The 14,161-nt window shown below is 41.7% G+C and carries 11 protein-coding genes; all 11 read right to left on the minus strand.

Translation table 11 applies throughout. From position 1 onward, the window contains the following. Positions 1-75: 75 nt before the first annotated feature. The 11 genes from ACXAFK_RS02440 to ACXAFK_RS02490 all read right to left on the minus strand — a co-directional run bounded on the left by ACXAFK_RS02440 (position 76) and on the right by ACXAFK_RS02490 (position 14,109). Positions 76-1,275 (minus strand): pyridoxal phosphate-dependent aminotransferase, encoded by a 1,200-nt coding sequence (locus ACXAFK_RS02440; RefSeq protein WP_252080863.1) that lies wholly within the window; start codon positions 1,273-1,275, stop codon positions 76-78. Between the two features lie 143 nt (positions 1,276-1,418). Continuing rightward, positions 1,419-2,018 (minus strand): TetR/AcrR family transcriptional regulator, encoded by a 600-nt coding sequence (locus tag ACXAFK_RS02445; RefSeq protein WP_474956685.1) that lies wholly within the window; start codon positions 2,016-2,018, stop codon positions 1,419-1,421. Positions 2,019-2,024: 6 nt separating this feature from the next. Beyond that, positions 2,025-3,425 (minus strand): efflux transporter outer membrane subunit, encoded by a 1,401-nt coding sequence (locus ACXAFK_RS02450; RefSeq protein WP_474956686.1) that lies wholly within the window; start codon positions 3,423-3,425, stop codon positions 2,025-2,027. Positions 3,426-3,456: 31 nt separating this feature from the next. After that, entirely contained in the window at positions 3,457-6,603 is a 3,147-nt protein-coding gene (locus tag ACXAFK_RS02455) for an efflux RND transporter permease subunit (RefSeq protein ID WP_474956687.1), read from the minus strand. Between the two features lie 26 nt (positions 6,604-6,629). Beyond that, complete coding sequence (locus tag ACXAFK_RS02460; RefSeq protein WP_474956688.1) at positions 6,630-7,703, minus strand: efflux RND transporter periplasmic adaptor subunit; 1,074 nt, start codon at positions 7,701-7,703, stop codon at positions 6,630-6,632. Between the two features lie 21 nt (positions 7,704-7,724). After that, positions 7,725-8,219 carry a GbsR/MarR family transcriptional regulator gene (locus ACXAFK_RS02465; RefSeq protein WP_224836110.1) on the minus strand — a complete coding sequence of 165 codons (495 nt, stop codon included), beginning with the start codon at positions 8,217-8,219 and terminating at the stop codon, positions 7,725-7,727. Between the two features lie 102 nt (positions 8,220-8,321). Then, positions 8,322-8,720: a hypothetical protein gene (locus ACXAFK_RS02470; RefSeq protein ID WP_474956689.1), complete on the minus strand. Its 399-nt coding sequence runs from the start codon at positions 8,718-8,720 to the stop codon at positions 8,322-8,324. Between the two features lie 12 nt (positions 8,721-8,732). Further along, positions 8,733-9,752, minus strand: a complete 1,020-nt coding sequence (gene pheS, locus ACXAFK_RS02475; protein WP_224836112.1) for a phenylalanine--tRNA ligase subunit alpha — start codon at positions 9,750-9,752, stop codon at positions 8,733-8,735. 181 nt (positions 9,753-9,933) lie between these two features. Beyond that, positions 9,934-11,787: a SulP family inorganic anion transporter gene (locus tag ACXAFK_RS02480; RefSeq protein ID WP_474956690.1), complete on the minus strand. Its 1,854-nt coding sequence runs from the start codon at positions 11,785-11,787 to the stop codon at positions 9,934-9,936. Between the two features lie 102 nt (positions 11,788-11,889). Beyond that, positions 11,890-12,516, minus strand: a complete 627-nt coding sequence (locus tag ACXAFK_RS02485) for a carbonic anhydrase family protein (RefSeq protein WP_474956691.1) — start codon at positions 12,514-12,516, stop codon at positions 11,890-11,892. A 9-nt stretch (positions 12,517-12,525) separates the two neighbouring features. Next, positions 12,526-14,109, minus strand: a complete 1,584-nt coding sequence (locus ACXAFK_RS02490) for a SulP family inorganic anion transporter (protein WP_474956692.1) — start codon at positions 14,107-14,109, stop codon at positions 12,526-12,528. Positions 14,110-14,161: the final 52 nt, after the last annotated feature.

Consider the following 14,161-nt stretch of genomic DNA (forward strand, 5'->3'; position numbering starts at 1 on the left):
TAAATTTAGCTTTGAGCAAGATTCCAATAAAGATGAAAAAAAGGAATACTATGGTTTTTTGAATTCCAATATCCACTATACCAACACTTTATTGAGTGCACTGGTAAAAGTTTTCATTTCTTCCATGGTCCCCATACTTACTCGGCACCAGTTTTGATCCATAAATTGAAATGCTCGAACGCCCACCTTTAACTCGGTCATTTGTTCAAGGAACGGTTTGCCCTCCATTTGAATAGGAAAAATTATGAAACTAGTGGAAGAAGGCACATAAGAATCTATACCCAATTGTTTTAGACTTGAGTACACATACTCCCTACATTCGGCATTTAGGGTTCGTGATTTATCTATAAAATCAGCATCATCCATGGCAGCAATAGCTCCATATACGGAGGGCAGCGTAATTCCCATTCCGCCTCGGGTTATCTTTTTCAACCTGTCCAAGGTTTCTTCAAGAGCTACGATATAGCCTACCCGAAGTCCTGCCATACCATGTATTTTGGAAAATGTCCTTGCGATTATAACATTTTTTCCTTGGTTTATTAAGGACACCATACTTTTTTTGGCACCATCTTCCAAGAACCATAAATAGGCTTCATCTACAAAAACGGGTACTTTTTTCGATACGCGTGAACAAAAGTCAACCAACTCTTCATGATCGGTCATAGAACCGGTGGGGTTGTTCGGGTTACAGATATAGACCAGTTTTGTTTGGTCGTCGATAGCTTCTTCCATTGCTTTGAGGTCGTGGGACCAATCCTCTTTTAGTGGAACAGGTTTCCAAGTTGCTCCCACGGATTCGGCCACTCTGATCAAGGACATGTAAGAAGGATCGGCGGAAACAACATTGCCACCATCTTTAAAGAAAACCATGGCAGTCTTTTCCAAAAGGTCGGACGACCCTGGCCCCATCATAATGTTTTTGCTCTCAACTTTTTCAAAGTCGGCTATTTTGTCGACCAACTGAAATAGTTCTTTCCAAGCATATCTGTTACCGCCGGAAACGGAGTTTTTAAATGCCTCCATGGCCATTGGAGATGGCCCGTATGGATTTTCGTTTGCATTTAACTTTGCAGCCAATTCTGGCATTAAATCTTCAGGTTTTGGCAAATATTCTTTAAAGAACGGACTATATATTGCGTTTCCTTCGGCATCCAAGGTCAATGGAGCTTTAGGAGTTTCGGCCAATCCCATATATGGCAAAGCCATTGCCCCACCTGCTGTGAGAACGCTTTTTCTTATCCAATCGCGTCTGTTGATGTTAGTTGTAGTTCCCATTGGTTATTTAGTTTTTAGAAGAAATTAAAATTATATGATCAATTCACTAAAATCAACGATAAAAACGCAAAAAACAGGGGTTTAAAGATGTGTTATCTCAATAAAGAAGCTTAAAATTTAAAAAAAGAGCAATATTATTGCCGTTAAACAGGGCATTTTTGAAGATAATTCAACGTAAGAATACCTCGCAAGTTGTTTATGATAATGTGGTCCAGAAGTTCTTTGATGCTAAACTCGTTGAAGAGATTTTCTTTGGAATAAACAATGTCTTCCATGCGGGACAGAAATAATGTACAAACCAGTTCTAGATTGACATTAGGCCTTATTTGTTCCAATATTTGAGCCTTTTGCAAAAGAGGATGTACCATGTTCCAAACAATCTCTTTTTTAAGCTCAATATACTTTTGATAGGCTTCGGGATAGTATTTGTTCAGGCCTCTTAAAAACGAAGGGTTGAGGTTTTGATATACCATCAACCCTTTTTTGTATATGTAGATTATAGTGGTAAGGGGCTCTTCCTTATTCGGGTTTTCTGATATGTATTTTTCAATGTCTGCACGGATATCTTTCAAAAAATACGCTAAGCTTTCAGAGACTAGCTTTTCCTTACTGCTAAAATGCTTGTAGAGTGTTTTTTTCGAAATTCCTAGCTCGGAGGCCAATTCATCCATAGAGAATCGTTTGCTCCCAAATTTGGTAAAGTTCTCGATAGCGTGGACCAATATTTCGATTTTATCACTCAAAATAAACTATTTCCACCCTCCGCCCAGTGCCCTGTACAATTCCACAATAGCACTTAACTGTGCATATTGTGAATCAACATAGTTGAGTTCGGAGTTCAATGCATTTTGTCTTGCGGTCAACACTTCTAAATAATTGGCCAAACCATTGTTCAACAATTCTTCGGAATAAGTTTCGGCCGTTGCGTATGCTTCGAGTTCTTTGGCCCGTGCCTCCAGCTTTTGGCTTTCCGCATTATAGGTATATAGGGCATCACTGACCTCTCTTCCGGCCGTTAACAGGGCTTGTTTGTAAGCAAGCAAAGCTTGTTCTTGTTGTGCTTTGGCCACTTCCATTTGGGTACGTAGTTTTCTGCCATTAAAGATCGGCTGGGTCAACGAGCCTACAAGATTTGAAAATAGCGAACTGGCATCCAACCAATTATCAAACTCCAAACTCTGAAAACCACCGGTAGCGGATAGGCTTAACGAAGGATAAAGACTGCTCTTGGCTACATTGGTAAGTTCAAAAGCATTGATAAGACCGTATTCCGCCTGCATCACATCTGGTCGATTGGCAAGTAACAGGTATGGGACCCCGGTACTTAGATCTGTATCGATGGATTGATTGTCCAAATTGCCTCTTTCAATTTTTTGCGGTCCTTCGCCCAAAAGAATGCTAAAAGCATTTTCCAACAATTTAATGTTGTTCTCCAAGTCGATCACAATGATCTCGGTGGTGTGTACTTGAGCTTTGGTTTGCTTTACGGCGACTTCCGTAACCTGTCCTGCATCTTTTAGGGCCATGGTGGTCTCCAGGCTCTTTTTTCGGGCGTCCAAAGTCTGTTTGGCTACTTCCAATTGTTTGTCCAAGGCCATAAGTTGGAAATACGTGGTCGCAATTCCCGCAATCAAATTGGTCTTTACAGCTTGGTGGGCAGAAACACTTTGTAAGTAAGATGCCCCGGCAGCCCGTTTGTTACTTCTGATCTTACCCCAAACATCGGCCTCCCAAGAAAGGGTGCCCGAGAGTTCGTACTGCTCCAGAGGTCTGGTAAAAAAACTTCCAAACTGACTGTTCTCGGAGTTTTTTGTCCTAGTAAAGCTTGTTGTGCCGGACAGGGTCGGGTAATATCCGGCCTTGCCCTGTTTTACATAAGCTTCTGCGGCCACAACATTTTGTAGCGCAATTCGGATATCAATATTATTTTCCAATCCTTGCTCAATATAAGCCGCAAGCTGTTCGTCCTTGAACAGATCTCTCCAAGAAACATCCGCCATGGAGATGCTATCCTGTGGCAAATTGTCGGTCCTGTAAAGACTTTCGGTCTCAAGTTCTGGTCTACTGTAGTTTTTTGCCACAAAACAAGATTGCAATAGCAGAGGTACTGCAAGTAGCAAAAACAATTTATATGAAGGTTTAATTTTCATGGATTATAATCTTTGTTGGTTCAAAGGATGATTAGGCATTGTTTTGGTTTTGAGATGCTTCGGGCTTGCCTGAAAAACGCTCCTGCATGGCTTGGAATATTACAAACAGGACAGGAATCACAAATACACCCAGAATGGTTCCCACAAGCATACCACCTACTGCACTTACACCGATTGAACGGTTTCCGATGGCACCAATTCCTGAAGATAGCGCCAATGGCAACAGACCAAAGATGAATGCAAAGGAGGTCATTAAGATTGGACGTAACCTTGCTCTGGCCCCTTCGGCGGCGGCATCATAAAGCGATAATCCCGACTTTCTTCTTTGCAGGGCAAATTCTACGATCAAAATGGCATTTTTAGCCAAGAGACCTATGAGCATGATCAGTGCAATCTGGAAATAAATATTGTTTTCCAAACCGGCCAAATTCACAAATAAAATGGCTCCTGCAATACCAAATGGCAACGATAGCAATATGGAAAGCGGCAAAATATAACTTTCGTACTGAGCACTCAATAAGAAGTACACGAACACCAAGCTCAAAATAAAGATGATTATGGTCTGGCTGCCCGCACTGTTCTCCTCTTTGGTAAGGCCGGAATACTCGAAAGTATAGTTATTGGGCAATACTTGTGCGGCAACTTCTTCAATTGCGGTAATCGCATCACCGGTACTGTAACCAGGGTTCATGGCACCATTGACTTTAACCGAGTTCAAAAGGTTGAACCTGCTTACAATCTCGGGGCCGTATATTTTCTTTAAGGAAACAAATTGAGATACGGGAACAGATTCACCGGTTGCATTGCTGACAAATATGTGGTTAAGGCTCTTTTCGTCCGCCCTGTCTTCCGGCCTGGCCTGGATCATTACTCGATACTGTTTACCGAACTTATTAAAGTCTGTGGTGTACAGTCCCCCATAGTAGCCTTGCATTGCATTGAATATATCGGTAACGGCCAAACCTGCCAACTTGGTTTTTTCTACGTCCACCTGTAACTCATACTGAGGAAAATTTGGGTTGAACGAAGTAATGGCATATTGGACTTCCGGTCTTGCATTCAAGGCAGCTAAAAACTCGTTGGTAGTTTTACCTATGGATTGCCAATCTTCTGCATCGGTGTTCTGTAAGTTTAGTTCAAAACCGGCCGAGTTACCGAATCCCCTTACCGCTGGCGGGGTAAAGAAGAAAATACGAGCATCTTTTAATCCTGCTGTTTTTGCAAATAATTGCCCAATGGTAGCCTCAACGGTTTGTGAAGGTTCTGTTCTGTTTTCCCAATCTTGTAATCGAATTACGGAGAATCCGTAGGAACCACCGTTAACACTGTTTAGGATACTAAAACCGGTTATGTTCATACGGGCTTTAATAATTCCCATGGATTCGTATATGGAATCCAGTTTCTTAACCGTTTTTTGGGTTTCCTCCAAAGTTGTTCCGGGCGGCATGGTAACATCTGCAAAGATGATTCCTTTGTCCTCGTTGGGGATAAACCCGGAAGGCGTGGTCCTGAAGAGGAAAAATACGACTATACCTGTGCCTACTAAAAGAGCCAAGGTTACCCACTTTCTTTTGACCAACGTACCAATGGTGTTGGTATACTTATTGGTCATTGCCGTAAAACCAATATTGAAAGCTTTGAAGAAACGGGCAATTAAGTTTGATTTTTTACCTTTTCCATGGTTGTGCGGTTTTAAAAACAGGGCCGCTAGTGCAGGACTCAGTGTTAAGGCGTTTATGGCAGAAATTAAAATGGCAACGGCCAAGGTAATACCGAACTGTTGATAAAACACACCGGAAGACCCACCGATAAAGGATACCGGGATAAATACGGCGGACATTACCAACGTGATGGAGATAATGGCTCCGGAAATCTCGGACATAGCCGTTTTGGTGGCCACTTTTGCATTTTGTGCACCTTCTTCCATTTTGGCGTGTACCGCCTCCACCACTACAATGGCATCATCCACCACAATACCAATGGCTAGGATCATGGCAAATAGGGTAAGCATATTTATGGAGTACCCGAACAACTGTAGAAAGAAAAAGGTACCTACAATGGCCACGGGAACGGCGATCGCAGGAATTAATGTCGATCTAAAGTCCTGAAGGAACAGGAACACCACAATAAACACTAAAATAAATGCTTCTACCAAGGTTTGCACTACATGGTCTATGGAAGCATCAAGGAAGTCTTTTGAATTGAACGGGATAACATAATCCAGGCCTTTTGGGAAGTTAGCTTTTGATTCTTCCAGAATAGCCTCGATGTTTTCAATGATCTCGTTGGCGTTGGATCCCGAAGTTTGGAAAATACCCACTGCAGTTCCGGGGTTGCCCATACCTTCGTTCTTGGTTCCGTAGTTAAAAGCGCCAAGTTCTATTTCAGCTACATCCTTCAGGCGTAAAAACTGGCCATTTTCCTCGGCTCTTATAATTATGTTCTCATATTCTGCTTCTTCTGCTAACCGTCCTTTGTATTTTAGGACATACTCATATACACCGTCGGCATTTTCGCCGATCTTACCAGTTGCCGCCTCTAGGTTTTGCTCTTGCAATGCTGCTTGAATGTCGGATGGCATCAGATTAAATGCGGACATCTTTTCTGGGTCCAACCAAATACGCATGGAGTAATCCTTGGAACCGAACACGGTAACATTTCCAACCCCTTCAATACGTTGAAGTTTGGGAACTATATTTATTCTTGCGTAGTTCTCTACAAAGGTTGCATCGTAATTTTCGTTCTCCGAGAATAAAGAGAAGAACATAAGGGCACTGGTCTGTGACTTTTGGGTAATTACCCCTGTTTGTACCACAGCCTGTGGCAGTACACTATTGGCTCGGGCCACTCGGTTCTGCACGTTTACCGCGGCAATATCGGGGTTTGTGCCCAACTTAAAGAATACATTGATTGTGGCGTTACCGTCGTTACTGGCATTGGAGGTCATGTAGAGCATGTCTTCCACACCGTTGATTTGTTCCTCCAAAGGAACCACCACACTTTTGAGCACGGTTTCCGCATTGGCACCGGTATAGGTACTTGTTACCTGAACGGTCGGCGGAGCAATTTCTGGATATTCTTCTACCGCTAGGTTACTTAAACCTAAAAGACCGAGAATAACAATGATTATCGAAATCACCGTGGAGAGCACGGGCCGATCTATAAATCTTTGAAACATGGGTTATCTTTTACTTATGTGATGTGTTATTTAATTGGATTTATGGATTGTCCTTCCCTAAGTTTGGAAACACCCTCTACAACAATCGTGTTCCCGGATTGTACACCTTGGGATACCAAATACTCCGAATCGGTCTGATCAATAATGTTGATTTTTTGTGATTTTACAGTGTTGTCATCTTGAAGTATATAGACCAATTTGTTCCCTTGTATATCCACTGTGGCCATTTTGGGGACAACCATAACATCTTTTTGAGGAGAAGGTACCTTGATGGTTCCCGTACTTCCGGAACTCAATAAAAAGTTGGGATTGTTAAAATCTGCTCTTAGGGTAACACTTCCTGTAGTTGGATTGATGATATTGTTCACCATGGCAATCTTCCCTTTATGTGGATATGTTTCACCATTGATCATTACCAATTCCACCTCTGGAGAATTCTCCGAAGAAACCGAAGCACCACCTTTGGTCATTTTGCTCTTCATCTCCAAAAGTTGCTTTTCTGTCATGGAGAAATAAGCGCGTACCGTACTTATATCCGATACTACCGTTAATGGTTGTCCCATTGAACTGCTTACCAAGGCGCCCACTTTGTATGGAATCTCCCCAATATAACCGTTAACGGGACTAACTATATTGGAGTACCCAATGTTGGCTGCAATACTGCTATAGGTACTTTTTGCTTGTTCCAATTGAGCCTTGGCCGTTTTTAGTTGAACTTCGCTTATAATGTTCTTTTCAACCAACGGAACTAGCTTGTCCACTTCTACTTGGGCGACATTTACTGCTGCTTTGGCGGCTTGGGCATCTTGAGAAAGCGTCTGGGTTTCCAGTTTAAAAAGTAACTGGCCTTTTTTAACTTGTTGACCTTCTTCAACATAGATTTTTTGGACAAAACCGGAGACCTTTGGCCAAATTTCAACGTTTTGTTCCCCTTCTATATTGGTAGAGTAGGAGTTGTACAAGGTAATGTCCTGTTTCTCTAGGGTATTTACTTTTAGTGATGGCGCTTGAGGAGCAGTGGCTTGTTGCTCATTTTTACCACCACAGGAAGCAATAATAGCAAGACTAATGGCAGATAGGCCTAATGCAATTTTTTTCATGTTTAGTATTGTTGGGGTTGTTTAATTGTGATTATGATTTTCTAATTCTTTAAGTACTTGAAGGGTATTGCTCAGTAATTCTTCACTTTGCTTAATAAATGAGTGATAGATCTCTGCCCGTTCTTTATTGGTCTCATACCTTTCGGGATTATAAGTTTGATTATAGTTTCTGATTTTCGTTATAATTCGGTTTTCTGTCTCAATACGTTTTAATTTTTCTTCCAATTTGTTTAGGTAGAAAGTGTTGGCCGCTGAGGTCTTAAAATATCTTTTCCTGTCTCCCGGTTTGGTGAAGTAGGTGATTAATCCCAATTTTAGTAGGAGATTAATTGCGGTAGATATGGAGCTTTTACTTGCACATCGGTTAATTTGGCATTCTTCAAAACTGAGCCCATTACGGTTGGTGACCACAAGCATTGCATATAGTCTTGCAGCCAATGGCGGAATATCGTGTTGGTTTTCCAAATGGATTCCAAGTTCCTCGATCAGTTCTTTTTTTTGCTCTTCTCTGGACATTTTTTTAAAAATTGAAGCGCAAAATTAGTGTTGGTTCGGTAATTACCGAACTAATAAGAACTAAAAGTTTGTTAAAAGATGGAAATGGAGGAAAACGCGAGGTCAATCTTTAGATAAAACCCCTTCTGATTGTATTACGGGAATGGTACTGAGATTTTTTTCTGTAACCGTATGTTTTGGAAACAAAAATCGTTTTTCAAAGAGTTTGTTCTCGGCAAAAAAAGTTACAAAGAACTCATTGTTTAGTGCAAGGACATCTTCTTGCAATACTTCTACTTTTTTAAAGCTGCCCGGTTCCAGTGTTCCAATAACATGTCGTATGGTAGATGTTCTGGTATCTCCATCAAACCCTTTGGAGACCACAATGGCCATTTCGATGGTATCCGACCTGTTGTTTATTAAATAGGCGTTCCAATCTTTGGATAGAAATTCTTCGTTCCATTCATGTACTATGGCCACGTGTACGTCGGTGGCAATCGGAATTTCAATATCCTTTTTCATAAAAATTATGATCTAAAGGGCGCTCTTAAACTGCTCCAAGAAACGTACATCGTTTTCACTGAGCAATCTAATGTCTGAAATCTGATGCAACAAAAGAGCAATCCGATCTATTCCCATTCCAAAGGCAAAGCCTGAATACACTTCTGGGTCTATTCCACAATTTTTGAGCACATTGGGGTCCACCATGCCACAGCCCATAATCTCCAGCCATCCGGTACCTTTGGTCATACGGTAATCGGTTTCGGTTTCCAGCCCCCAATATACATCTACCTCGGCACTGGGCTCGGTAAATGGAAAATAAGATGGGCGAAGTCTTATTTTTGACTTCCCAAACATTTCTGAAGTAAAATATTGCAACGTTTGCTTTAAATCTGCGAAAGACACATTTTTATCTACGTACAAACCTTCCACTTGGTGAAAAAAACAATGCGAGCGGGCAGAAATGGCCTCGTTTCGGTACACTCTCCCGGGCGAAATAGTTCTAATAGGAGGCTGATTGGCTTCCATGTACCTTACTTGTACCGATGAGGTGTGGGTACGCAGTAGGATGTCGGGGTCGGTCTGGATAAAAAATGTATCCTGCATATCCCGTGCCGGATGGTATTCCGGTAGGTTGAGCGCTGTAAAGTTGTGCCAATCATCCTCGATTTCAGGACCTTCGGATACATTGAAACCGATTCTTGAGAAAATATCTATGATCTGGTTCTTTACAATGGATATAGGGTGGCGTGCACCTAGCGATACAGGTTCGCCAGGGCGTGTTAGGTCCCCATATTTCCCAGCTACTTCAGCCTGGCTTTCCAATGCTTCCTTAAGTTCGTTCACTTTATTGGTAGCGGCACTCTTTAATTGATTGATCACCTTGCCAAAATCCTTTTTTTGATCGTTTGGCACGTTTTTAAATTCCGAAAAGAAACTGTTCAACAGTCCTTTTTTTCCCAAGTATTTGATTCGGAATGCTTCAATTTCATCTGTAGAGGTCGAAGTGAACTTTTCTACTTCGGCAATATGTTCCTTTATGGTCTCAATCATGATTGATTACGCTATTGGCGGACAAATTTAGCAAATTGTCCTAGAATATATGGGTTATGCGATAATATCTAACGTTCCGAGAACCGGATTTCACTGTAAATAGTGTTCATCCCAAAAAATATTATATGGTAAAAAGTAAATATTGGGGCGGAAAATAGTTTTTGGCAATGTTTGTTCGTTTTTATTCCTTCGTGTTTAGATGTGTATCTACCCATGCCAAACACGATTTTAAATTGCTAAAAACGTTGTTTTCCGGAATCAGGTCAGGAATAATGTCTATTCGTTCGAGCATATACCTTGGCTGTTCCAAAATATTGACCAAAAGTATTGTTGCACCCTTTCGTTTTAGATCTTGCAACACATCTTCCATTGCATAGAGCCCTGTTTGGTCCATATACTGCATTCTGCCCATTCTAATTATTACAATGGAAGCAGAATCTGGAATTTGGGAGGCAAGTTGTTGAAACTCGTTGGTCGAACCAAAGAATAAAGGTCCGTTTATGTGTTTTATAAATACTTTGTCCAGGATTTTTTTTGGTACATTTTTTTCATCTGACCATGCTTCTTCCCGAAGAGCCTTTACTTTGGAATGCTTAGCGGTCAGGTCTCCGATTTTTTTCATGAACATTAGCGAAGCTATAACAAGACCAATACCAACGGCATATACCAAGTTCCAAACCGAAGAAAGTACCAATACCACTAACATAATAATCACTTCCGAGCTTAATTTTAGTGGTCCAAGTTTAATGTCTTTGGGCAGATGTGGAATGGCTTTTAATCCCCGATAATCCATAACACCGATACCTACTGTGACCAATATACCGGCCAATACGGCTGCAGGTATTTGCGAAGCTACTGGTCCTAGGGCTAGCAGAATAACCAATAATAAAATGCCAGCTACCATACCGGAGAGCTTTGTTTTTCCACCAGAATTTATGTTCACAACGGTTCTGATGGTTGCACCAGCTCCAGGGATTCCTCCAAAAATGGCAGCAATACTGTTTCCGATACCCTGGCCTACCAATTCTTGGTTGGGTTTATGCTTGGTCTGGGTCATATTGTCGGCAACCACGGAGGTTAAAAGGGAATCAATGGCACCAAGCAGTGCCAGTGTAAGTGCCGTAAAAACGTAGGGGCTTACCGAATCAAATTGAAACGACGTAAAAATATCCAGATTTGGTACGGGCAAGCCACTGGGAATTTGTTCTATGGGCCTGTAGTTCCAACCAAAACCATATGCAACCCCGGAAACAACTATCAAAGCCACCAAAGTACTCGGAATTGCGGTTGTAATTTTTTTAAACCCATAAATTATAAAAATGGTCGCCAACGCCAAAGCAAGCTCCAACCAATTGATGTTATTGATTGCCCTGGGCAGTACCTTAAAAGTTCCAAGAACGCCCGAGGCATCTTTGGATGCCAAAGTACTGGCTTCTTTCAACATATCATCATGGGTGATCTTTTCGGCTCTTTTAATGGTTTCCGTGAAATTTTCCAATACCAAAATTCCTTCTCCGGCTTCTTCTTTTAGAATGTTTTCCAAGATTTTTTCTTCGGCTTCTGGCATAAATTGGTTTACATAGTCCGAGTCCTCTTTTGGATAATACCCAACAGCTGGTAATATCTGGGTAACTAGTATTATTACACCAATTGCGGTCATAAACCCGGAAACCACGGGATATGGAATGTATTTTATATACTTTCCGAGCCCAACAAGACCTAAACCAATTTGCATAAGGCCTGCCAAAAGAAATACAGTAAGAATGGCCGGGAGTGCTTTGCCCACATCTCCATCGTTTACGGCAATAATACCAGCAATAACTACCATGCTTACCGCTGTCATGGGTGCGGTAGGGCCGGAGATTTGGGTGTTTGTACCACCAAAAAGCGCGGCAAAAAAGCTAATAAAAATAGCACCGTACAGACCAGCGCTCGGCCCAAGACCGGAACTTACACCAAAGGCCAGTGCCAAGGGAAGCGCTACAATGCCCGCTGTAATTCCACCGAATAAATCTCCTCTAAAGTGTTTGAACATGGTATGGCTGTTGTTTTTGGTAATTGAATATAGAAATATTTATACTTAAAAAATGCCAGCAGGTAACCCTACTGGCATTGCTTACGTAAAGTTAATGTGAATTTATAAAAAAGTCACTTTACCATCGGATATGTCGTACATGGCACCGACCAGGGCTATTTCACCCGCTTCCTCCATTTCCTTGAGCACTTCGCTCTGTTTTCGGATGTTGTCCAAGGTCATTTCCACATTTTTAACCGCGACAGCATCAACAAATTCCAAGTTTTTGGAGTTTCTCATGCTTTCATCTTTTGGCTCGGATACAGCTTCTACTGCAGGCTCAATCTTGTTTATCAAAGCAGTTAGGTTACCTAGGCGAGCATGGTCACAAGCTCCCTTAACAGCACCACAGCTTGTGTGGCCTAGTACTACAATAGCTTTTGTGCCGGCCAACTTACAGGCAAACTCCATACTCCCCAAAATGTCTTCGTTCACAAAGTTCCCGGCAATTCTTATGCTGAAAATGTCACCAAGACCTTGATCGAACACAAGCTCTGCAGAAACTCGGGAATCGATACAACTTAAAATGGTCGCAAAAGGAAATTGCCCATCCTTGGTATCGTTCACTTGTTCCAAAAGGTTTCTGTTTGCTTTTAAGTTTTGTTGAAACCGCTCATTGCCTTCCTTTAAAAAATCGATGGCTTTTTCAGGGGTCATCGTCAACTGTGTTTCTTTTGTGTGTGCTTTCATAAGTATATTTTATGCCGATTTTTTCGGTCTTAGATTAAAGAATTCGATATAGCTCTCCGGATTTTCTACTTCACCTCTTTCAGAAATTATTTTGATGTCGATGTTTCTATTTTTGGCCTTGCTGGAAAAATCCTCTAAAATTTCCACGATATCATTATCAAGATAGCGTGTTTTTCTTACGTCCAATTCCAGGTGCGAATTTTCAGGAAGGCTATCCAACTCTTTCAGAATGGCCCCCTTGTTGAAAAAGGTTACTTCTTCTGCCAAGGTCATTTTAATTTTGTGGGCACCATTGCTCTTATCCTCGATATGAAGGAAGTGTGAGTTTTGGTAACTCTTGATCAAAACTACCACGATCCCAACCAATAGACCAAGGCTGATTCCTACCAAAAGGTCTGTGAAAACAATACCAACAACGGTTACGATAAATGGAACAAATTGTTTCCAACCTGCTTGGTACATAGTTTTGAACAAGCTTGGTTTTGCAAGTTTGTAACCTACAATAAATAGGATGGCCGCCAAAACGGACAGAGGTATTTTATTGAGAAGGGTCGGGATGATGATGACCGATCCCAAAAGTAAAAAACCATGGATAATGGCAGAAGCTTTTGTTTTACCTCCAGATTGAATATTTGCTGAACTACGCACAATAACTTGTGTTACGGGCAGTCCTCCGACCAAACCGGACAGTGTATTGCCTACTCCTTGGGCCATAAGCTCTCGGTTGGTGGGTGTAGTTCTTTTTAAAGGGTCCAATTTATCTGTGGCCTCCACACAGAGCAAGGTTTCCAAACTGGCCACAAGTGCAATGGTAAACGCTGTGATCCAAACCTCGGTGCTGGTGATCACCGAAAAATTAGGAAAACTAAAGAAACCTAAAAAGGACTCGAAACTATCGGGTACGGGAACACTGACCAAATGTTCTTGAGAGATGCCCCAAGTCTCATTTCCCTGTGTTACCGTAAAATAAATAATTCCAAGGACTACGGCGACCAATGGTCCTTGTACAAGTTCAAAGATTTTTGATTTTTTGGTCAATACCTGGCTCCACAAAATCAATATTGCCAACGAGATAAACGCAATAATGGTAGCACCCGGGCTTATAAAATTCACGGTATTGATGATTTCACTAAAGGTATTTTCACCATCTACTTGAAAAAAGGCAAAATCTCCTTCGGGATCGGCATCGTAACCAAAAAAATGGGGAATCTGTTTTAGAATGATGATGATACCGATACCGGTAAGCATTCCCTTAATTACGGATGATGGAAAATAGTAGGCGATGACCCCAGCTCTCAAGATTCCGAAAAGAAACTGTAGGACACCTCCCAAAACCACGGCAACCAGAAAGTTCTGATAACCCCCCAAAGTGCCAATGGCCGTAAGAACAATTGCAGCCAGTCCTGCTGCCGGGCCACTTACCCCTATTTGTGAACCGCTTAATCCTCCAACAACGATTCCTCCGATAATACCTGCGATGAGACCCGAAAAGAGAGGTGCTCCACTGGCCAGGGCGATACCCAAACATAGAGGTAGTGCCACAAAAAAGACCACTATACTTGCAGGCAAGTCATTTTTTAAATTCTTGAACATAATAATAAGTAAGATTTGTCCGCCACACCGGTATTACCGGATAGGGGACGTT

The sequence above is a fragment of the Flagellimonas sp. ABD4_174 genome (assembly GCF_056160185.1).